The sequence below is a fragment of the Ekhidna sp. genome, assembly GCF_964218185.1.
Lineage (GTDB): Bacteria > Bacteroidota > Bacteroidia > Cytophagales > Cyclobacteriaceae > Ekhidna.
Map to the genome: position 1 here is coordinate 679450 of NZ_CAXPLV010000005.1, position 22367 is coordinate 701816.

The window sequence follows — 22367 nt, forward strand, 5'->3', positions numbered from 1 at the left end:
GGCTTAAATCTAAACAGATGCAAATAAAATCTTTTGTGTTCAACCCGTTTTACGAGAATACTTATGTGCTTTTATCAGAAAAAGGTAATTGTCTGATTTTTGATCCTGGTTGCTATGAAGATTACGAGGTAGAAGAGCTGAAAGAATACATTCATATGAATGACTTGAAAGTGCAGGCCATCATCAATACACATTGTCATATTGATCATGTTTTGGGAAATGATGTTTTGAAACAAGCCTACAAAGTGCCATTGAAAATCCCTAAAAATGAGGAAGAAGTCTTTCGCTCTGTGCCAGCTTATGCGCCACAGTGGGGGATGGCGGGATATCGGCATGCGGAGGTAGATGAATATCTCAATGAAGGGGAAGATTTAGTGCTTGATGAAATAGTGATGAAATTGATTGAGGTTCCGGGTCATTCTCCAGGCCATCTGATGTTCTACATTGAGGATGAAAAGCTGATGATTGGCGGAGATGTGCTATTTAGAGAGAGCATCGGAAGGACGGATTTACCAGGCGGCAATCATGATGATTTGTTGAAGAACATTCAGGAAAAAGTCTATACCCTGCCTGAAGATGTGCAGGTGCTACCAGGTCATGGTCCAGCCACCACCATCGGTCACGAAAAGCAATACAATCCATTTGTGAAAGGATGAAGAGACAAATTCCAAATATCCTAACGTGTGTGAATCTGGCCATCGGCTGTGTAGGGATTTTCTATACGCTGACAGGTAAAAGCCCTGAAGCTTTCTATTTTGTGATCGCAGCTGGAGTGTTTGATTTTCTGGATGGGTTTACGGCCAGAGTATTAAACGTTCAATCTGAAATTGGGAAGCAACTGGACTCGTTATCCGACCTTGTTTCTTTTGGACTTTTGCCGACCTTCTTTATGCTTCAATGGATGCAGGAGTCTTCGGAACTTTATTGGATTGCCATCATCATTGCCGTTTTCTCTGCACTTCGCCTGGCCATTTTTAATACGGATGAGTCGCAATCTGATAGTTTCAAGGGATTGCCAACACCGGCAAACGCCATCATGTTAACCTCTTTAGCTTTTGTGCCATTTGAACTTTATGAGTACACACTTATAAGTATTTGTGTTTTCTCAGCAATTCTGCTTGTATCACCTATGCGTCTGATTGCCCTAAAGTTTAAGTCTGGTAAATGGAAAGATAATGAAGCCAGGTGGGTACTTATTTTAGGTATAGTGAGTCTTTTTGGTGTCTTTCAGTGGACATTTATTCCTTTCATTATACCGTTTTACATCGTGGTTTCTATCATTTCGTTTGTAGCTGTAAAGCCTGCATAGAATTTTGAAATGAAAAGGGCGTTTATCATATCGATGAAGAGAATCTCTTATCTTGTTTTTTTACTGGTCACCACAGCGATTTGCGGGCAATCTTCAGTGCTATCCTCAGGAACATGGTTTAAGGTGGGAGTCACCGAAACCGGGATTCATAAGATTGATAGAAATACGTTGGATGCACTGGGGGTTTCATCCACTGTCAATCCACAAAAAATCAAAATCTATGGCAATGGAATAAAAGGTGTTCTTCCACAAGCCAATTCTGAATACAGACCCGTGGATTTGCTTGAAAACGCAATCTTCGTTTCGGGTGAGAGTGACGGATCCTTTGATCCAAACGATTATATCCTGTTCTATGGGATAGGGCCTGATAAAGAGATCTGGACAAATGACGGGTTTGAGTATGAGAAAAATTTTTATTCTGACACAGCTTATTATTTCATTCGTGTTGATGGTGCAAACGGAAAACGAATTAGCTCGAAGGCGAGTGTGCTAGGAAGTGCTTCGTCTACCATCACAAGCTTTCATGACTTTATCACCTTCGAGGAAGATGAAGTCAATTTGATTTCATCCGGAAGAGGCTGGTATGGAGAAACATTGTCAAGTGGAGAGTCCGCGTCTTTTTCTCATCAAATCAATGGATTGATCTCTCCCATAGAACTCACACTCAATGCAGTCAGCCAATCATCCGAGAATTCCACTTTTGATGTTTCGGCTGGTTCTACCTCAGTAGGCGCTGTGGCTATAGATGCCATACCTGATGGGCCCGGGACCACCTACAGCATAAAAGCACGGCAGGAAACGGGTGTTTTGACACTTCCTCAATCCGAGACTTTCACATTGAATATCACATTTGATGGCAATGCATCTGGCGAGCGTGGATACATTGATTTTTATCATTTGACCTTCCGGCGAAACCTGCGGTTATATGCAGATGAAACTGATTTTCGCTGGGCTGATAATGTAGGAGAGCTCCTGAGGTATGAAATCTCCGCAGCATCTGGTTCCACCATTTGGAATGTGACCGATCCGGTAAACGTGCAGTCGCAGCAATTTTCGCTGAGTGGGAATAAAGCCATCTTTCAGAGCCAATCAGCGGAAGTAGAGGAATTTGTAGTTTTCAACGGGAGTGATTTTCCCGCTCCATTTATTTTCAATGGTGTGCCAAATCAAAACCTTCGTGGAACAGTCAGCTATGATGGAGTGATTGTCGTGAATACGGCATTCAAAAATGAGGCAGAAATGCTTGCTCAGTTTCACCGCGATCATGATGGCCTGGATGTAGGAGTAGTAACCACTCAAGAAGTTTTTAACGAATTTTCAAGTGGCAGGCAAGACGTCACTGCCATCCGTGACTATGCGAAATATATCTATGATTCTGGTGGCAACTTGAAGTACCTCTTACTTTTTGGTGATTGCTCTTATGATTATAAATACCGTACAGTGAACAACACCAACTTTGTTCCTACCTATGAATCCAGAGAGAGTTTTCATCCCATCTTCAGTCATTCATCCGACGATTATTTCGGGTTTTTAGAAGACAGTGAGGGAGAATGGATAGAAACTCTAGCCGGGGATCACACGCTCGAAATAGGGGTGGGGAGACTGCCTGCCAAAACAAAAGAAGAGGCTCAAGCGCTGGTGGATAAAATAATTTACTATTCTACCAGTCCAAATACACTCGGAAAATGGAGGGGAGATATCACCTATGTGGCTGATGATGGAGATGGAAATGTGCATGCCCGCCACGTGGAGGACTTATCTGAGCTGATAGATACCACATATGCTCAATACAACATCAACAAGGTTCTTTTAGATGCATTTACCCAAGAGGCTTCCGGCTCATCTGAGACATCCTCACAGGCCAGAGCTGCGCTCAAAACCCGAATAAAGAATGGCACATTTAGTGTCAACTTCATAGGGCATGGAAATGAGCGTCTTTGGATGGAGGAAGAAATTCTGACAAAATCGGACATTGAAGAGATGACCAACCGAAATAAGCTGCCAATTTTCGTTACGGCTACTTGTGAGTTTGGTAGGTACGATGACCCGCTAAGAGTTTCCGGAGCGGAGGAGCTTTTATTGCTGCAGCAGGGGGGTGGCATTGCTCTCCTCACAACCAGCCGGCCGGTTTTCGCCAGTACCAATTTCAGTCTGAATCAGGCATTCCATGAAAATATTTTCAGAAAAGAAGTAGGTAAGCACTTAAGGCTGGGGGATGTAATTCGTTTTACAAAAAACGAGGGTCTGGAAGGGCCTGTCAATAGAAACTTCACACTTCTGGGTGATCCGATGATGATGCCAGCATATCCTAAGTTGGATGTGGTCATCAATGAATTGGGAGCAGAGCTTGATACGTTGAGTGCGCTTGAGCAGGTGACGTTAACAGGTCAAATAGAGTCTGAAGGACTACTTGTTGAGGATTTTAACGGGATACTTTCTGTTGGAATTTTCGATGTGAAGCAGTCATTCAAAACGAAAGGGCAAGAAAGTGCCCCCTATTCTTACTCGCTGAGGAGCAATGCGCTATTTCGAGGTGAGGCTACTGTCTCCAAAGGGGAGTTTACTTTTCAATTTATTGTGCCAAAAAATATTTCATACAAGTATCAAAAAGGTAAAATGAGCCTGTATGCCTCGGATTCGAATAGCAATCTGGATGCTGGTGGTTCTTCTAGGGAACTCATTGTCGGAGGTACGGAATCCAGCGCGATGGTTGATGCTGTAGCACCGGAAATTTCAATGTTCTTAAATGATGATACGTTCGTAAATGGTGACATTGTAGGAGACTCTCCGTTGCTGATAGCTGAACTAAACGATGAAAGTGGAATAACCACGACCCGTTCCGGTGTGGTCGAAGGAATCACACTGACTTTGGATGGAGAGGTTATTAATCTGAATGATTTTTATACTGCTTCAGTAGATAGCTATCAAAGTGGTGTGGTTGTTTATCCTATACAGGATTTGGAGCCGGGAAGTTATACTGCCACGCTCAAGGTTTGGGATACGCATAACAATTCCTCTGAGCGCACAATAAGTTTCAGTGTTACTGATGAACCAATACTTTTCGTATACAATCCGGCTGCTTATCCCAACCCTGTTCAGGGATCAACTACGTTTGCATTTGAGCATGACAGGGAGGATGAAGATTTGCTTATTTCGCTGCTTATTTATAGCCCACGAGGAGATGTGGTAAGCAAAAGTGAACTGCTAGTAGAAAACAGTCAGCGAAGGGTGGAAATCCCATGGAATGCTCAAACAGACTCGGGACAAAGCCTGATGCAGGGAATTTATCATTCCAGATTAGTGATTCGAAGTAGATTGGATGGAGCAATGAAAGAAATCACGCAAAAGCTCGTTATTGTAAATTGATTAAAGCCTTAGCTATTTGGAAATCAGCACTTTTTATTCAAAATTTTAATTGGTATTCACCTGATAATGTTAAGTTTGGCATCCTTTTATAAAATCATTCGAATGAATCATCTTGTGAAGAAGATAGGCTCAATTCTTCTTGTTTTAATGGCAGTTCAGTCTTTTGGACAGTCATCATTCATTTCTGGGCAAGACAGTCTGAGAAACCCGATTACCGTTGCTGTTCCATTTTTGGGCTTTGCGCCTGACAGCCGTGCATCGGCAATGGGAGATGTTGGTGTAGCCACCTCTCCTGACGCAAATAGTGTGCATTGGAACAATGCCAAACTTGCATTTGCCGAGACAGATTTAGGATTTGCTTTTTCCTATTCCCCCTGGCTGGGAAATATTGTGGATGACATGTCCCTCAACTATCTCGCATTCTACAAAAAAATTGACCCAACTCAGACCTTTGGTGCGACCTTCAGATATTTTGATTTAGGTGAGATTGCGCTGTATGACGAGTTTGCTAATCCAAATGGAGTGGAAAATCCTAGTGAACTAGCTGTGGATGGTACTTATTCAAGAAAACTATCTGAGAATATGAGTGTGGGAGTTACGCTGCGTTTCATCTGGTCAAATCTTGCTGGAAACATTACAGGAGCTCCTGACGCTAAGGCGGGAACGAGTGTGGCGGTAGATTTAGGTTGGTACTACACCAAACCTTTTATGCTTTCTGGAAAAAACTCAGAGCTTTCACTGGGAGCTCACTTATCTAACATCGGTCAGAAGATTACCTATAGTGCGGAGAGTAACGAAAACTTCATTCCAGCTAATTTCCGAATAGGATCAGCTTTCAAAACAAATCTTGACCCCTATAACACGATTACTTTGGCATTTGACATTAACAAATTGATGGTGCCAACGCCACCAATTTATCAGACTGATGATAATGGAAACATCGAAACGGATAGTGACGGAAACAAAATAATCGCCAAGGGAAAAGATTCTAACAGATCATTGCTTTCGGGTACGTTTGGATCTTTTTCAGACGCACCTAGAGGGTTTAAAGAGGAACTTCAGGAGCTTACCTATTCCGTAGGGGCTGAGTATTGGTATCGAGATATTTTTGCTGCAAGGGCAGGTTACTTCTCGGAGCATAAAAACAAGGGTGATAGAAAATACTTCACCGTTGGAGCAGGTTTCCGCTACCAGGTGTTTGGATTTGATTTCTCTTACCTGATCCCAAAAGGCCAGAACCACCCCCTAGCTGATACACTACGAATATCTCTACTTTTCAGCCTGGATCAGGGCACGAACGACGAAGGCGAATAAACCTTACATAAGATTTTAAAAGAGAGAAGAGTTAACTCAGTTTAGTTGACTCTTCTTTCTATTTTTGAGCAAAATATTTGCTTAATGAACGCACAGTCTAATCGGATCAAAAGTATTCCGGAATCAGCTACACTGGCCATGGCTGCAAAAGCCAGAGAATTAAAAGAAAAAGGAGTTGAAGTAATTAGCCTCAGTCTCGGCGAACCAGATTTTAAAACTCCAAAACACATTCAGGAGGGAGCCATTCAGGCAATCGAATCTGAGGATTACTTTGCTTACCCTCCAGTAAATGGATACCTCGATCTTAGAAAGGCTATTTCGGAGAAGTTTAGGCGAGACAATGGGCTTGACTATTCGCCGGATCAAATTGTCGTTTCAAATGGAGCTAAACAGTCCATTGCCAATGTTTTCATGGCCATACTTAATCCAGGTGATGAGGTGATTGTGCTAACGCCCTATTGGGTAAGTTATTCAGCTATGATTTTGCTAGCGGAAGGTAAGCCGGTTTTTGTAGGTGGATCTCTTGAAAATGACTTTAAAGCCACAGCGGATCAAATCAAGGATGCAATTACAGACAAGACAAAAGCGTTGATTTTTTCTTCACCTTGCAATCCCACCGGCTCTGTCTTTACCAGACAGGAATTAGAAGCGATTGCTGACGTTCTCAAAGATCGAAAAGATATTACCGTGATTTCCGATGAAATTTACGAGCTAATCAATTTTGGTGCAAAGCATGAAAGTATTGGGACACTCGATGGAATGCTGGAACGAACAGTTACAGTAAATGGCTTTTCAAAAGGTTTTGCAATGACCGGGTGGCGAGTAGGATATATTGGTGCTCCTTTATGGATTGCAAAGGCAGCCAACAAAATGCAGGGACAGTATACCTCTGGAAATTGCTCTATCGCCCAACGAGCCGCGCTCACTGCACTTACTGGTTCTATGGAACCCACAAAAGAAATGGCAAAAGCTTATGAGAAGCGGAGAGCCTTGGTATATGATTTATTGAAAGAGATTCCGGGATTTGAGGTTAACATGCCACAGGGTGCATTTTACTTTTTCCCAAATGTGAAATATTACCTAGGAAAGTCTTTTGGTGAGACTAAAATCAATACAGTGAATGATCTCTGCCTGTTTCTGCTGGAGGATGCGCAAGTTTCTTTAGTAACAGGCGAAGCTTTTGGAGATCCTGAATGTCTGAGACTTTCATATGCTGCATCGGAGGAGGAACTAAAAAAAGCTATAGCCAAAATAAAAGTATCACTTGCAAAGTTGACCTAGCATGAAGTCCATAGAAGAGATATTTGAAGCGTTTAAAGACAAGACCGTTCTTGTGATTGGTGATGTAGTAATCGACTACTACATGCGAGGAAGCGTGAGTAAAATATCTAAAGAGGCACCCGTGCCAGTACTTACCCTTGAAAAAAAGGAAAGGAGACTGGGAGGAGCCGCCAATGTGGCCATGAATTTGCGTTCGCTGGGAGCCACTCCAATCTTATGCTCAGTGGTTGGCGATGATGCAGATGGGGAGGCCTTTGAGCAATTACTTGAGTATGAAAAAATGCCCAATAAAGGCATTATCAGAAGTCAGAACCGGGTGACTACAACGAAGCTAAGAATTACTTCTGGCGCACAGCATTTAATCAGGGTTGATAATGAAGATGTACATCCGCTTGTGGATTTAGATCAGAAATCGCTCCTTCATCACATAAAAAATTTATTGGATGAGTGTGACCTGGTGATTTTTGAGGATTATGACAAGGGCACGATCAATCCAAAGGTCATCAAGGAAACCATCAAGTTGGCTAAGGCTAAGAATATTCCGATAGCGGTAGATCCTAAAAGAAGAAACTTTACAAAGTATCAGGGTGTGTCTGTATTCAAAGTGAATGTTGCGGATCTTAAAGATGGTCTGGAGATAGATTTTGATGCGTTGGAAGAAAAGCAGCTGGCGGAAGCTGCCTCCAAGCTTAAAAACAATGTGAATGCAGACAACTACCTCATCACACTTTCTAAAAATGGAATCTATTTCGATTCAGGAAAAGATTCGGGTAAGTTGAAAGCTCACCCTCGTCAGATTGCAGAAGTGCTGGGTTGTGGTGATACGGTCATAAGTATTGCAGGATTATGCCTTACACTTGGACTTCCTCTGGAATTCACCGCTGAGCTAGCAAATATTGGAGGAGGTATGGTTTGCGAGATGCCCGGTGTGGTGCCGATTGACCGAGAAAAATTGTTGGAGGAGGCTAAGGAAAATCCTATACTCAAAAAATATCTTTAATTTGGCTGATGTCAGCCATGAAAAGAATTGTCCTAATCCTCATTTCTGCGTACCTGATACCTTTTGGCAGTTATTCTCAAAAGGTGGTAGATGGAATTATTGACTTATCAAAAGTTGATCTTAAAGACAATGCAGTTGAGTTAAGTGGTGAATGGGAGTTTTTTTGGAATAAGCTGGTTCCTCACGACTCAATAAAATTTCATCAAAAAGATTACTATCAATTTCCGGCGCTTTGGAATGATGGCGTGACCAGAAATGGTCAGGAAATAGACGCTGTTGGATATGCTACATACAGAGTTAAAGTGGTCCTACCGCCGAAAACCCCACAATTAGCACTTTCCATTGGTGAGTTTTACAATTCATATAAGCTCTACTACAATGGATTTGAATTTGAGAAAAATGGTAAGGTAGGAACCTCGGAAGCCAACTCTACCCCAGACTGGATGCCGAAAACGGTGACCTTGGGAAGATTTTCAGATACGCTTGTTTTCGTCCTTCAGGTTTCAAATTTCCGACACACCAAAGGTGGATGTAGAGAGCCAATCTTCATTGGTGACAAAAGGACACTGACAGCTAAACGAGATTTTGATTTCAGTTATGACTTCCTGCTAAGTGGTAGCTTAATCATGGGTGGTCTATTCTTTCTTGGTCTGTTCATGTTTGGGCAGCATGAGAGATCCGTGCTTTTCTTTGCCCTTTTCTGTTTGACATTTAGCTATCGAATGATCGGGAGCGGTGAATATGCCATTCATGCACTCTACCCGGACATGCCATGGGAGCTGATTATACGGACAGAATATTTATCTCTTTTTATCCCTTGTGGGATTTTTACGATATATAGTTACCTGTTATATCCTGAAGATAGTAAACGGCTTATTTTAATTGGTTTCTCGGTCATAGCAGGAATTTTTTCCTTGCTATCTCTCTTTGCACCCACAATGTTTTTTACAAAACTGGTGGAGCCATTCTTTGTGCTGGTCATTGTTGCGATTTTCTATCTGATTTACGTTTATTGGATTGCCTACAAGCGAAACAGGACAGGTGCACAATATGCTTTTGCAAGTACAGGCATTGTGTTCATGGTGGCGGTGTATCTCATTTCTGTGTACCTCACTCCTGTTCAGGAAAACACTTTTTTGACTTTTATCGGTTTCATTCTGTTTTTCTTTTTCCAGTCATTAATCCTTTCTTATCGATTTGCTCATTCATTAAGGAGAGCAAAGGATGCGGCAGAGACAGCCTCAAAAGCTAAGACAGATTTCTTGAGTACCATTTCGCATGAAATAAGAACCCCCCTCAATGCCGTGGTTGGGATTTCGCACTTTTTGATCAATGAAAACCCAAGGAAAGATCAAAGAGAGAGTTTGGAGTCATTGCAGTTTTCTGCTGAACACCTCACAGCTTTGATAAATGATATTTTGGATTACAATAAGCTGGAGGCAGGCTCGATAGAATTTGAATTTACCGAAGTAAATCTGAAAACACTTTCAGCTAAAATCATCAAAGCACATAGTGCGTTGGCGAAGGAAAAAGGGGTAAGTCTATTGCTGGAGATCGATGAAAAAATGCATCCACTCGTGATGGCTGATCAAACCAGGATTTATCAGGTATTGAATAACCTCATAAACAATGCCTTGAAGTTCACTTCCAAAGGATATGTGAAGTTGAAGACGACTCTCCTAAGCGAGGATGATCGTATCCAAACTGTTCGAACTGAGGTGCTGGATTCTGGAATCGGCATTCCATACAATAAGCAAAAGCTCATCTTTGAACGATTCACTCAGGCAGGATCATCAACGACTCGAGAGTATGGAGGGACCGGTCTTGGTTTAGCAATTATCAGGAAGATTTTGAACATGGTTGGCTCGGAGATTTATGTGAAGAGTGAGCCGGGATCAGGCACTATTTTTTGGTTTGATTTGAGCTTTAAGAAAGTTCTTCACGCTGAGGTTGATCAGGCTGTTCAAGAGGTAGAAGACACCAATATCATCACCGGGAAGAAGATATTGCTGGTTGAGGACAACCAGATGAATATTATGGTTGCTGAAAAATTCCTTAAGAAATGGGAACTACATGTTGAGGTAGCTCATAATGGCCAGGAAGGCGTGGAGATGATGCAAAACAAAAAGTATGATCTCGTGCTAATGGATTTACAAATGCCAATCATGGATGGGTATAAAGCCACTCGTAAGATCAGAACCTTTGATCAGAAAACACCCATTATTGCCCTGACGGCCTCAGCCCTCTTGAAAGTAAGACAGGATGTTATTGCCGCAGGGATGAACGATTACATCACCAAGCCTTTCGATCCCAATGAGCTAAGAAGAAAGATTGCTTCTTACATCAAATATCAATGAGTTGACAACTCTTTCACAGATTCGATAAAGAACTTCACTTTATTCGGATCTGTATCTGGATATACGCCATGTCCCAGATTTGCAATGTGTGGATGATCTCCAAAAGCATCCAACATTTTTTTGGTTTCCTGCTTTATACTCTCATTGTCGGCATAAAGCGCACATGGATCAAGATTTCCCTGCAAGGTTTTATTTGGCAAAATCTTTCTTGCCTCTTTTGGATTCATGTTCCAATCCAGCCCTACAGTTCTGCAGTTCAGGTCAGCCATCTCAGGTAATGCCCACCAGGCTCCCTTCGCAAAAACAGTAATTGGCACCTCTGTAATTGCATCACATATTTTAGCAATGTACTTCAGTGAAAACCTGCTGTAGTGTTCAGGGGGCAAAACACCCGCCCAGGAGTCAAATATTTGCAGCATATCAGCGCCTGCTCTTATTTGACTTTTTAGATACTTGATGGTGGACTTAGTAATCATGTCCAACAGTCGATCTGCCATTTCCGGATCTGTGTACAGAAGCTTTCTGGCCTTTGAAAAAGTCTTACTCCCACCACCTTCGATCATATAGGAAAATATTGTCCAAGGAGCGCCAGCAAAACCAATCAGCGGCACTCTGCTATCTAATTCTTTTTTGGTGATTTTTATTGCTTCATATACATAGCTGAGATCACTTGGGTCTGCTACTTTCAACTTATCAATATCAGCTGCTTTCTCAACTGTTTTTGGGAAGTGAGGCCCCTTTTTTTCGACCATCTCATAGGTCAACCCCATCGCCTCCGGAATCACAAGGATGTCCGAAAAAATGATGGCGGCATCCACACCTAAAATATCAACAGGCTGAATCGTGACCTCAGCAGCAAGTGCTGGTGTTTCCACCAGCTCTTTAAAGCCGGAAAGGCTATTTCTTACAGCTCGGTATTCAGGAAGAATCCTTCCCGCTTGTCTCATTAACCACACCGGAGTACGTTCCGTTTTCTCCCCTCTGGCTGCTTTTAGAATAAGGTCATTTTTCAACATGGCCGCAAAAATAGGCACGATATGGAAACTCATGCACGAAACCATAAGTTATTGGCTAAAACAAGTAGTATCTTTGAGCATGGCAGTTTTATTTAACAGTTTCGAGGCTTGGAAAAAGGAGTGTGAGGATAATAAGGTGCCTTTGTACAAGCCAGTGCTCGATTTTGAGATCAATCAAAAAGGAAAGTCGGAGGAAGATATTTGGGCAGGCATAGATCAGGCCTATCAGGTGATGAAGGAGGCTGTACAGTCAGGCTTGAATGAGGAAATGAGCTCCTACTCCGGAATGATAAATAATGGTGCCAAGAAGGTCATGAAGTTCCCTAAGCCCGTATTGTCTCTTGAATTTCAAAAGCTTGTAGCGAGAGCTCTTGCTGCTAAAGAAGTTAACTCGTGCATGGGGCGTGTGGTAGCTGCCCCAACGGCTGGAGCTAGTGGGATTCTGCCGGGTACGTTGGTCACTCTTCAGGAGATTCACGACGTAGAAGATCGCAAAATCTACGAAGCATTATTGATTGGGGCTGGAGTGGCTCTTATTCTTGAAAAAAGAGCCTCGATTGCGGGAGCCGTTGGTGGATGTCAGGCCGAGACGGGAGCTGCAGCTGCCATGGCTTCAGCTGGGATTACCTATTGTCTTGGAGGATCAATTGATCAGGTATTCAATGCAGTTGCTATTACGATACAGTGTATGCTTGGCCTTGTATGTGATCCGGTGGCTGGATTAGTTGAGATTCCATGTGTTGTGAGAAATGCAAGTGCAGCTGCGATTGCTAATTCATCTGCTCAGATAGCTATAGCAGATGTAAGTCCAGTTATTCCGGTAGATGAATGTGTGGACGCTATGGGCGAGGTTGGACAAAGCATGGAGGCACGATATAAAGAAACAGCTGAAGGGGGGCTGGCAGCCACACCAACAGGAAGAGCGATCTCCAAAAGAGTCTTAATTCAGGACATAGAAGTCATGGATGATGAGCCCGATCCCGAATAATTAAATCGGAATAAAATCTTCGATCAGCCAGAAGGCATACTTCACTATTAGCGTGATGATGGTGCTCCATAGAAAAGCACTGATCCACATCCACTTCAAAATCAATCTCTTTTTTGATCCTAAAAGGTTCACCAACAAGCCACCACCGGGAGGGGTTAATATAAGCGGCGTTAGCAGGCACATTCCTTTCAGCCCAAAACGTCTCCATATTTTCACAAAACGTCTGCTCTTTTTAGAAAACACTTTTTTGTTTTTTCTGAACCTGGAAAAAAACCTTCTTATCTCATCTCCAAAAAAAGTAAAGAGATATATGGTTGTCATCATGCCCAGTGCGGTGAGGACAATTACAGCCGCCACAGGTAAGTCATTAGCCACTCCAAATGTGGGTCCGAAAATAAATTTCAGTCCGCTGAGGAAGTAAACAGTGAAGTATTTCAGAGCTGTAGCCATAATAGTTGGCTAACTTACTGATACTAGTTTAAATTAAGGTCGCTTGATACATTTTTAGCCCTTATCTTTGTTGCTTTTTACAAATTGAAGGTATGCTAAATATTGTCTTGTTTGGTCCTCCGGGAGCTGGTAAAGGAACGCAAAGTGAGAAGATCATCGCATCTCACTCACTTATACACATTTCCACCGGTGATCTTTTCAGAAAACACATTGGTGAGAATACCGAGCTTGGCAAGTTGGCTAAGAGCTATATGGATGCCGGAAACCTCGTTCCTGATGAAGTTGTGATAGGCATGGTGGAAGATAAAATTCAGGAAAACCTTAAAGCCGAGGGTTTCATTTTCGATGGATTTCCAAGGACAGTAAATCAGGCAGAAGCACTGGATACTATGCTGGAAAAACATGGGCTCTCAATTTCTGGAATGATTGCCCTCGTCGTACCAGAGGAAGAGCTGAAGACCAGAATTAAGGAGCGTGCTAAAACGTCCGGTAGAATAGATGATCAGGATGATGATCGGATAAATAACCGTATTCAGGTTTATAATAAGGAGACTTCACCGGTGGCTGAATACTATCGCCAACAGGGGAAATTCACTTCAATCAATGGTGTGGGCTCTATTCAGGACATCTACGGCAAGATCGACGAGGCAATAACTACGCTAGAGGTCTAAAGACCCATGGAATCCAATTTCATAGATTACGTAAAATTCTACGGTCGCTCTGGCGATGGTGGGGCAGGCTCTGTGCATTTTCGGAGAGAGAAGCATGTGCCAAAAGGTGGACCCGATGGCGGTGATGGTGGTCGCGGTGGAAATATTATTTTAAGGGGTAATAGTCAGCTTTGGACACTGCTTCATTTGAAATACAAGAAACACATAACTGCTGAAAATGGGGGCAATGGTGAAGGCAACCGAAGGTCAGGAAGGGATGGAGAAAACATCATACTCGAAGTGCCTATTGGCACAGTTGCCAAGAATGCTGACACCAACGAAAAGATCCTCGAAATCCTTGAAGATGGTGAGGAAAAAGTACTCTTAGCCGGAGGTATGGGTGGGCGTGGAAATGACCACTACAAGACTCCCACCAATCAAACTCCACGATACGCTCAGCCGGGAATAGAAGGGATTGAAAGTTGGATAATTCTGGAGCTAAAAATTCTTGCTGACGTAGGACTCGTTGGATTTCCGAACGCCGGCAAGTCAACGCTTTTATCTGTAGTTTCTGAGGCTAAGCCTGAAATTGCAGATTACCCATTCACTACCCTTGTGCCTAATTTGGGTGTCGTGCCATACCGGGATTATAAATCGTTTGTTATGGCGGATATTCCTGGAATCATAGAAGGTGCAGCAGAGGGCAAGGGACTTGGCAATCGCTTCTTAAGGCACATTGAACGAAACTCAATTTTGCTATTCATGATCCCGGCAGATGCTGATGACATCAGAAAGGAATTTAATATTCTCATGGGAGAGCTTCAAAAGCATAACCCTGAATTGATGGACAAAGATCGCCTACTAGCCATCTCAAAATCAGATCTTCTAGACGAGGAACTAATGGCTGAAATGAGGGAAGAATTGCCCGAAATTGAGACGCTATTCATCTCCAGCGTTACAGGCTTTGGAATACAGGAGCTCAAGGATAAAATCTGGAAGCTACTAAACTAACTGACATATTGGCACACCATTGGGTATTGGCAAAGAAATTGTCAAACTCAGATCATCTTTAAGCATGTTGAAAGAATGAAGGAAACAAAAGAAAAAGTGAATAAAGAGCAGGAAGTTGCAGAGGAGCAGGAAGCTCAGGTAAAGGATCAGGAAGTAAAGGACGAAGAGGTGAGCCAGAAAGATGGACAGGAGGAAACAGAAGAAGAATCATCAGAGCCTTCGCTTGAAGAGCAACTTGGCGAAGCAAAAGACAAGTACCTGCGTCTATATTCTGAATTTGAAAATTTCAGAAGAAGAACATCTAAGGAGAAACTAGACCTAATCAGTACTGCCAATAAGGATTTAATGTCAGACTTGATTCCTGTGCTGGATGATTTTGAACGTGCAATGTCGGCATCCGAAACTAGTGAGGATATTAAGGCAGTGAGAGAGGGGATGCAATTGATCCAAAATAAATTCAACAAGTCGCTTGAGAATAGAGGGTTAAAGAAAATGGAAGTGAAGAAGGGCGATGAGTTCGACGATGAAAAACATGAGGCAATCACACAAATTCCTGCTGAAAAGAAGCTTGAAGGAAAAGTAGTGGACGTGGTTGAGCCTGGATATACACTCGGAGAAACCGTGGTGAGATTTGCAAAAGTGGTAGTAGGAGCTAAGCAATAATATGGCAAAAAGAGACTTTTACGAGATATTAGGCGTAGATCGTTCGGCGAGCAAAGAAGAGCTCAAGAAGGCCTATCGAAAGATAGCGATCAAATATCACCCCGATAAAAACCCTGATGACAAGGAGGCTGAGGAGAAATTCAAGGAAGCAGCAGAAGCATACGAAGTACTCAGCAATGACGAAAAGCGTCAACGATATGATCGCTTTGGTCATCAGGGAGTAGGTGGAGCTGGCGGAGGCTTCAGTGGCGGAGGTATGAACATGGATGATATCTTCTCGCAGTTTGGAGACATCTTCGGCGGTGGTAGTCCATTTGAAAGTTTCTTTGGAGGTGGAGGCCGTGGAGGTCGCCGAACAAGGAAGGGAACCAACCTTCGAATCAAACTTAAGCTCACACTTGAAGAAGTAGCTCACGGTGTAGAGAAGAAAATCAAAGTAAACAGGCTCGTTGTAGATCCTGACACAAAATTTCAGACCTGCTCTAGCTGTAATGGATCAGGTCAGGTTCGTAAGGTGATGAACACGATGCTTGGCCAAATGATGAGTACATCTACCTGCCCCACATGTGGCGGTAGCGGTCAGACAGTAGAGAGCAGAGCCACAGGAGTGGATAGCTCTGGCTTGAAGCGACAGGAGGAGGTCATTCCAATCAAGATTCCTGCGGGAGTTACAGACGGTATGCAACTGTCCATGTCTGGGAAAGGAAATGAGGTTGCAGGAGGTATCCCCGGTGACCTATTGATACTGGTTGAAGAGGTAGAGCACGACATCCTGAAAAGAGATGGAAACAATGTGATTTACGATCTGTATGTCAATTTTATTGATGCTGCACTTGGTACATCCATCGAGGTGCCAACGATTGATGGCAAGGTGAAAATCAAAATTGATCCGGGCACTCAAAGCGGAAAAATTTTAAGATTGCGTGGAAAAGGAATCAAATCAGTGGAAGGGTATGGTCAAGGTGATCAGTTGGTCCATGTAAATGTGTGGACACCTAAAAAGCTTAGTGCAGAGGAAAAGGAAGCGCTTGAGGCTTTGAGAGAATCTCCGAATTTCCAGCCCGATCCGGGTAAATCAGATAAGAGTTTCTTTGAGCGGATGAAAGAATTCTTTTAAATCGCTCGAAGAAACGTAACCTCACTATAGTCTTTGCGTAATAACAATCCATGTTGCGGTTGGTATTGATAGCAGGCACATCCCTGCTTATGAGTTTGAGTGCGCTCGCACAGCTTACAAAATTTTACACGATAAAGGAATCTCCGGAATTCGATACCGTTGACTTTTATCTTAAAGCTACGGCCACCAACTGCCTCCTAAAGCAAGCAGAAAAAGACAATAATCCGCTTACAATTTATGGTAACCCCAATCTGGAGAAGATCAACCCTACCTTTGCCAGTAAGATAAAGAACAATACCTGTTATGCGAAACTAGCCTTGGATGAGTACAATTCGTCCGGGTTTGGAGATAGCTTTTCGATGGCGGTTTCCAGAAGCGATAAAGACAATGACTTTTGGAAAGTGAACCTCAACAAATCTGAGGTTTATCGCCTCAATCTTATTTACGGGTTTGGTAATGCTGATGTAAACCTTACCGGTACTTCAGTGCAGCGGCTTAAAATCAAATCCGGGAGTGCGGACATTGTGGTGGGCTATGATGATGGCAACATGAACCCTATCCAGATGGATACCTTCTATGTGAAGGCTGATTTCGGATCAATCGTAGCAAGAAGAATGGAGCTTTCCCGAGCTAAGAAAGTCATTACTAAAATCGGATTTGGAAATGTGCTTCTGGACTTTGATAAGCAGATGAATGAAAAGTGCAGTGTGGATGCATCTGTAGGAGCCGGCAACCTCGAGATTTTACTTCCGAAGGATGGTACACCTGTGATCATTCATTTGAAGGACTCTCCATTATGCGCGGTGAAGATCGCCAAGGGTTTTGAAGAGGTAGAGAAAAATGTGTTTGTGAATATGAGTTATGATGCAAACGCAGCGAACTTACTCTCATTCGATGTAGATGTAGCACTTGGGATGGTGCGCTTCCGATACACCGATTAATTTTTCCCCTATTTTTTTGATGTGGTAGTCACTCCGAAGGAGTCCATTGGACAGACTGAATAGTTGATTGGGTTGAATGACTTTTGGTTAATCACTCCACATGTTTCAACAATCCCTTCACAAGCAACAACTGTGCTGCACAATAGGTTGACATAATAAACACTCCTGCATATGGGATGGCTGTATGGAAAGCATTAAATGCTAATATCGAATCCGATAGAACAAAAAGAATGCTGCCCCAAAGTGCCAACTGAAAACTTTCTTGTGATGTGTTTCCTTCTCTCAAGCGTGCCATGATAGTCATAGTAATAATCACAGAACCGTAAATAATGATAGGAATGGTGAAATCACCTGCCGGTAGGAGGTTAAACATAAGCATACCGGCATAGAGTACAAATGGAAGAATTTTCAAGGGATTTGTATTCGGTTTCTGATACATGGACTTTCTCAATACCACCACATAGGTCACCTGAGCAATGAGAAAAAGCCCTATCCCAGCCATAAAATAGAGCTCGTCAGCCTGATACATCAAGACTACATCTCCCAGCCATGAAAAAAGCAAAGCAACACTTAAAAGCAATACCCGCTTGGTCACCTTACCGATGCTTGATTTGTAGACATACAACATCAGAAGCGGCATTAGCAATGGCTTGGTAAACTGATCAAGCTCTTCAGATGGAATAAATTTTCCAATAACATTAGCCGTAGAAACGGCAAGGTAAATCCAGAAAATGAGGTTAGGCATTCTTAGTTTTTATGCAATGATAAGAGATAACAATTGATGTATTGACTTATGTATTATCATTGACATAAAATTCAAGGTTCAATTGATTGTCTTGATATGAAAGAACTCTTCCTTATAGTTTCATTTTTACTGACAAATTGTGCCTTTGGACAAAAAGTTGATGAGATAGTTGAAAATTACAATCAGTCAATAGACCCATACGGGAAACTTGACTCCTTTACGCATTTACAAGTGGATATTTATCTAAGTATTTTTAACTCAATGCAAGCTTTTTCCCGTTCAGATACAGTCTCTCAATACTACTCTATTTTTGGAGAAAACTCTTACAAGAACTGGAGCGATGGTATAAAAGTAGATGTGACTCAAATGGTTGATATTTCAGAGTGGGAAAGGAAGAATGTTCTTAAAATTCACATTAATTTTCTTATATGTGATAATGACGAATCTTTGGAACTTGTTGAGTCAACAGACACTACCTATGTTATTGAAAAACTTTCACCGGATAAAAAGGTACACTATGAAATAAATCGTGAAAGCTATGATTTAATAAGAAAAACCATCATATCTAATTCGAAAGAAATGACCTCTCTTTTATTTGATTACCAACGAGTGGATGGCATAAAGGTAGCCACACGACTCACTTTTGAAAGTGAAATGGGAACTGCTGAGCAGCAAATGTTTAATTACAAGTTTTATCGAGGGCAAGATGTCGGTCTAAGATGAATTTTAGTAGAAGCTTAGACGATTCACTTCCCCTTAAAAAGCAAATACACAAACGCCACAAACGCCAAACTTCCACATCCTGCAAATACGATTGGGAAGTTTTCCGGATTGCCATTATAGATCTGTCCGGCAAGTAGGGCACCCATTCCTATCCCTATTTCCAGTGCCATGAATAGAGTAGAGAATCCTCGTCCTCTGAATTTATCAGGGGCTAAATCTGCTGCCCATGCAAACAAAGCTGGTGATGAAAGACCATAACCTGCGCCGAAAATCAAGGCTCCAGTAAAAAGCTGAAATGCTGATGTGGAGAAACCAATATAGGTCGAGCCACCTGATACGATCAGCATAGCCGCAATCAACACTTTTCTCCTTCCAAACTCATCAGACAACCTTCCACCAACAACTCTGGAAATAAGCGAGGTGACAGTGAAATACGAGAAGAAAAGTCCTTTATTGGCAATACCCAGAGAGACACTAAGATCAGGAGCCAATGTGAGTGCTGCTCCGAAAGAAAATGTTACCAGCATCATCACAATGGTTGGTACTATCACCGTAGGCTCGTAGATATCCTCTGCTTTGATTTTGAGCAGACTTCCTGAAAATCGCTGTTTGTTGTCAAGCGTCTCTTTCATGCCAAGGATGGTGAGTACTGAGAGGATGGCTACTCCTGCACTACAGTAAAAAAGTACATTGATATGATAATGGATGGCGATCACACCTCCTACATAGTTGCCAATTCCCATGCCCGTCATTCCAAAGAAGCTCAATATACCCATCCCTTCACCTCGTCGATCGACCGGAACAATATCTGCAACATAGGCAGCCGTCCCTGTTGGTTTAAATCCTGTGGAAAAACCATGAAGGAAGCGAATGAAGAGGAAGGCATAGATATTTAGGAAAAACGGATAAAACAGCGATACTACAGCTGTTACTAGACAGCCAAACACCATTACGGGGATTCGCCCCCAGGTGTCGGTCAGTTTGCCACTGAAAGGCCGTGAAATAAGCGCTGTAAGCGTGAAAAAGGTGATATGCAAGCCAATGTAGTCTTCGCCACCCATAGTTCGCATAAAGTCCGGCAACTCTGGCAGTACCATGTTGAACGAACCAAAGAAGAGAAATGAACTTGTGGAAAGTAACCAAAAGTTCAAAGAGTATTTTTTCATGTAAGGTAGGTGTGGTGTTACACTTACTCTTCCTGGTGGAGAAGGTAAGCTTTGATATAATCATTCAAATCCCCATCAAGTACATTTTGCACATCCGTCCGCTCATAGCCTGTCCTGGCGTCTTTGATGAGTTTGTAGGGGTGTAACACATAATTTCGGATTTGCGATCCAAAATCAATTGCTTTTTTTCCAGCCTCTATCTTATCACGCTGCTTGTTGCGTTTTTCAATCTCCATTTGGTAGAGTTGGGACTTCAGCATCTGCATGGCTCGCTCTCTGTTTGCTAGCTGCGATCGCTCTACCTGACATACCACCACAATACCCGTCGGCTTGTGGGTAAGCTGCACTTTGGTCTCAACCTTGTTTACATTCTGTCCTCCAGCTCCTCCGGATCTTGAAGTATGAAGTTCTACATCAGCAGGATTGATATCTATTTCGATGGAGTCATCTGCCACTGGATAAACGTAAACGGAGGCAAATGAAGTGTGTCTTCTCCCGCCACTGTCGAATGGAGAGATTCGAACCAGCCGATGCACACCATTTTCAGACTTTAGGTAGCCATATGCCAAAGGTCCGTCAAATTCCAGTGTTACAGATTTTACTCCTGCCACATCACCAGCCTGATAATCCACTTCGCGAACTTTATATCCATTGGCCTCTCCCCACATGATGTACATCCGCATGAGGATTCCGGCCCAGTCGTTACTTTCAGTTCCACCTGCTCCTGGTGTGATCTGCAGCATGGCAGAAAGTTGATCCTCTTCCTCACCTAGCATCTTCTTCAACTCTAACTCTTCAAGGAGTTTTAATGCGGAATCATGAGCTTCATCCAGCTCTTCATCGGTAGCTTCCCCCTCCTGATTGAACTCAAAAAGAGTTTCTACGTCACCAAGGGCAGTTTCTACTTCTTCAAAACTTTCCGTCCAGCCTTTAAGCCCACGGATTTTTTTCATGGTATTTTCCGCCTCATCCGGATTGTTCCAGAAGTCTGGTTGGGCGGTGACAAGTTCTAATTCTTCCAGGTTTTTCTTACGACCATCATAGTCAAAGGTACCCCCTCAAGGCATTAACACGAGCCTTTAAATCTTTCAGTTCTTCGGTTGTCATTGGATACTAAAAATTGAAGGGCGAAGATAAGTCATCTTTGCCCTTCTTTCAATGTTGTAAAATGAATTGATGTCTGGATTATCCGATCTTTCTGATCCATCCAAATCGATCTTCTTCCTGCCCAAGCTTGATCCTTGTCAAGGAGTCAAGAATACGATTGGAGATGGTTCGGTTTTCAACTGCCGGAAGCTTGTAATCTGTGCCTTCATAACCAATCACTGCGATATGAGAAACCGTGGCAGCCGTTCCAATACCGAAAGCTTCAGTTAATGATCCGTTTTCGATTGCCTCGATCACTTCGTCCACTCGTACAGGTCGCTCTTCCACATTAAGTCCCCAATCTCTGGCCAAAATCAGTGCACTTTCACGTGTAATTCCCGGAAGGATAGAGTCGCTTGTTGGAGGAGTGATGAGTGTGTCATTGATCACGAACATGATGTTCATCGTGCCTGACTCTTCGATGAATTCGTGATTTTTTCCATCGGTCCAAACCAGCTGGTGATAACCTTGAGCTTGAGCTTGACGTGCGGGATACAATGATGCTGCGTAGTTTCCGGCTGTTTTTGCAGAACCTACCCCTCCTTTGGATGCACGCGTAAAATGTTTTTCAATCTTCACCTTAACAGGTTCAGAATAGTATCCGCTAACAGGTCCTGTCAGAACCATGAACTTGTAAGTTTCGGAAGGTCTTACACCGATGAATGGGTCGTCCGCAAACTGGAATGGGCGGATATATAGGGACGTTCCCGGCTTATTTGGAATCCAGTCTTTGTCCAATAAAACCAAAGATTCGATTGCTTCCATAAAAAGCTCCTCCGGTACAGGAGGCATGCACATTCTTTCTGCACTTTTTCTTAGCCGCTGAGCGTTCGCTTCCGGACGAAATATCATGATTTCTCCATGCTCATTTTTATGAGCTTTCAAACCTTCGAAAATACTTTGAGCATAATGAAGTGTAGCGTTGGCAGGACTAATAGAAAGATTTTGATATGGAGTTATTCTCAGGTCAGTCCACTCGCCATTTTTATAGTCGGCGATAAACATGTGATCGGAAAAAGTTCTGCCAAAAGCAAGATTATCGAAATCGATTCCGGGCAGTTTTGAATTGGATGTTTTGGTAACTTGAATGTCCAACGTCTCAGTCATTTTCTCAGTCTTTGGGT

Annotated in this window: 20 protein-coding genes; 14 read left to right on the top strand and 6 right to left on the bottom strand. The window is 42.7% G+C overall.

The genetic code is table 11. The features are described 5' to 3' along the window. The first annotated feature begins 17 nt into the window (after positions 1 to 17). The 7 genes from ACEQZT_RS08545 (at position 18) to ACEQZT_RS08575 (ending at position 10627) form a co-directional block, all read left to right on the top strand. Entirely contained in the window at positions 18 to 656 is a 639-nt protein-coding gene (locus tag ACEQZT_RS08545) for an MBL fold metallo-hydrolase (protein ID WP_370089013.1), read from the top strand. Further along, the gene (locus ACEQZT_RS08550; protein ID WP_370089014.1) at positions 653 to 1309 is read left to right on the top strand and encodes a phosphatidylcholine/phosphatidylserine synthase; all 657 of its coding nucleotides are present in this window, start codon (positions 653 to 655) and stop codon (positions 1307 to 1309) included. Before ACEQZT_RS08545 ends, ACEQZT_RS08550 begins: the two co-directional genes overlap by 4 nt. Positions 1310 to 1318: 9 nt before the next feature. After that, positions 1319 to 4675 carry a type IX secretion system sortase PorU gene (gene porU, locus ACEQZT_RS08555; RefSeq protein WP_372530147.1) on the top strand — a complete coding sequence of 1119 codons (3357 nt, stop codon included), beginning with the start codon at positions 1319 to 1321 and terminating at the stop codon, positions 4673 to 4675. 102 nt (positions 4676 to 4777) lie between these two features. Beyond that, complete coding sequence (gene porV, locus ACEQZT_RS08560) at positions 4778 to 5989, top strand: type IX secretion system outer membrane channel protein PorV (RefSeq protein WP_370089016.1); 1212 nt, start codon at positions 4778 to 4780, stop codon at positions 5987 to 5989. An 84-nt stretch (positions 5990 to 6073) separates the two neighbouring features. Beyond that, the gene (locus tag ACEQZT_RS08565) at positions 6074 to 7270 is read left to right on the top strand and encodes a pyridoxal phosphate-dependent aminotransferase (protein ID WP_370089017.1); all 1197 of its coding nucleotides are present in this window, start codon (positions 6074 to 6076) and stop codon (positions 7268 to 7270) included. Between the two features lies 1 nt (position 7271). After that, positions 7272 to 8270, top strand: a complete 999-nt coding sequence (locus ACEQZT_RS08570) for a bifunctional heptose 7-phosphate kinase/heptose 1-phosphate adenyltransferase (RefSeq protein WP_370089018.1) — start codon at positions 7272 to 7274, stop codon at positions 8268 to 8270. A 17-nt stretch (positions 8271 to 8287) separates the two neighbouring features. Then, entirely contained in the window at positions 8288 to 10627 is a 2340-nt protein-coding gene (locus tag ACEQZT_RS08575; RefSeq protein ID WP_370089019.1) for a response regulator, read from the top strand. Here ACEQZT_RS08575 and hemE read toward each other — a convergent pair. Further along, complete coding sequence (gene hemE, locus ACEQZT_RS08580; RefSeq protein ID WP_370089020.1) at positions 10621 to 11676, bottom strand: uroporphyrinogen decarboxylase; 1056 nt, start codon at positions 11674 to 11676, stop codon at positions 10621 to 10623. The two genes, ACEQZT_RS08575 and hemE, sit on opposite strands and share 7 nt — an antisense overlap. Before the next feature lie 46 nt (positions 11677 to 11722). On the opposite strand from hemE, the gene sdaAA reads away from it, so the two are divergent. Further along, on the top strand, positions 11723 to 12631 hold the full coding sequence (sdaAA, locus tag ACEQZT_RS08585; protein WP_370089021.1) for an L-serine ammonia-lyase, iron-sulfur-dependent, subunit alpha: 909 nt from the start codon (positions 11723 to 11725) through the stop codon (positions 12629 to 12631). Here sdaAA and ACEQZT_RS08590 read toward each other — a convergent pair whose 3' ends face one another. Then, positions 12632 to 13081, bottom strand: coding sequence for a hypothetical protein (locus ACEQZT_RS08590; protein ID WP_370089022.1), 450 nt, complete (start codon positions 13079 to 13081; stop codon positions 12632 to 12634). A gap of 92 nt (positions 13082 to 13173) precedes the next feature. On the opposite strand from ACEQZT_RS08590, the gene ACEQZT_RS08595 reads away from it, so the two are divergent. The 5 genes from ACEQZT_RS08595 (at position 13174) to ACEQZT_RS08615 (ending at position 17463) form a co-directional block, all read left to right on the top strand. Further along, positions 13174 to 13752, top strand: coding sequence for an adenylate kinase (locus tag ACEQZT_RS08595; RefSeq protein WP_370089023.1), 579 nt, complete (start codon positions 13174 to 13176; stop codon positions 13750 to 13752). 6 nt (positions 13753 to 13758) lie between these two features. Beyond that, on the top strand, positions 13759 to 14742 hold the full coding sequence (obgE, locus tag ACEQZT_RS08600) for a GTPase ObgE (RefSeq protein WP_370089024.1): 984 nt from the start codon (positions 13759 to 13761) through the stop codon (positions 14740 to 14742). 75 nt (positions 14743 to 14817) lie between these two features. Continuing rightward, positions 14818 to 15405, top strand: a complete 588-nt coding sequence (locus ACEQZT_RS08605; RefSeq protein ID WP_370089025.1) for a nucleotide exchange factor GrpE — start codon at positions 14818 to 14820, stop codon at positions 15403 to 15405. A gap of 1 nt (position 15406) precedes the next feature. Further along, positions 15407 to 16522 (top strand): molecular chaperone DnaJ, encoded by a 1116-nt coding sequence (dnaJ, locus tag ACEQZT_RS08610; RefSeq protein ID WP_370089026.1) that lies wholly within the window; start codon positions 15407 to 15409, stop codon positions 16520 to 16522. A gap of 50 nt (positions 16523 to 16572) precedes the next feature. After that, complete coding sequence (locus ACEQZT_RS08615; RefSeq protein ID WP_370089027.1) at positions 16573 to 17463, top strand: hypothetical protein; 891 nt, start codon at positions 16573 to 16575, stop codon at positions 17461 to 17463. 91 nt (positions 17464 to 17554) lie between these two features. Here the strand turns inward: ACEQZT_RS08615 and ACEQZT_RS08620 are convergent, their stop codons facing one another. Beyond that, positions 17555 to 18208 carry a lysoplasmalogenase gene (locus tag ACEQZT_RS08620; protein WP_370089028.1) on the bottom strand — a complete coding sequence of 218 codons (654 nt, stop codon included), beginning with the start codon at positions 18206 to 18208 and terminating at the stop codon, positions 17555 to 17557. 96 nt (positions 18209 to 18304) lie between these two features. Here ACEQZT_RS08620 and ACEQZT_RS08625 point away from each other — a divergent pair, with 96 nt between their 5' ends. Next, on the top strand, positions 18305 to 18931 hold the full coding sequence (locus ACEQZT_RS08625; RefSeq protein ID WP_370089029.1) for a hypothetical protein: 627 nt from the start codon (positions 18305 to 18307) through the stop codon (positions 18929 to 18931). A gap of 23 nt (positions 18932 to 18954) precedes the next feature. Here the strand turns inward: ACEQZT_RS08625 and ACEQZT_RS08630 are convergent, their stop codons facing one another. The 3 genes from ACEQZT_RS08630 to ACEQZT_RS08640 form a co-directional block, all read right to left on the bottom strand. After that, positions 18955 to 20097 carry an MFS transporter gene (locus ACEQZT_RS08630; RefSeq protein WP_370089030.1) on the bottom strand — a complete coding sequence of 381 codons (1143 nt, stop codon included), beginning with the start codon at positions 20095 to 20097 and terminating at the stop codon, positions 18955 to 18957. 23 nt (positions 20098 to 20120) lie between these two features. Beyond that, positions 20121 to 21204 (bottom strand): peptide chain release factor 2 gene (gene prfB, locus ACEQZT_RS08635; protein ID WP_370089031.1). Its coding sequence is split into 2 segments (ribosomal slippage): positions 20121 to 21143 and positions 21145 to 21204, totalling 1083 coding nucleotides; the frame shifts between segments, so codons are not numbered across the junction. 78 nt (positions 21205 to 21282) lie between these two features. Further along, positions 21283 to 22350, bottom strand: a complete 1068-nt coding sequence (locus tag ACEQZT_RS08640; RefSeq protein ID WP_370089032.1) for a branched-chain amino acid aminotransferase — start codon at positions 22348 to 22350, stop codon at positions 21283 to 21285. Positions 22351 to 22367 lie beyond the last annotated feature (17 nt).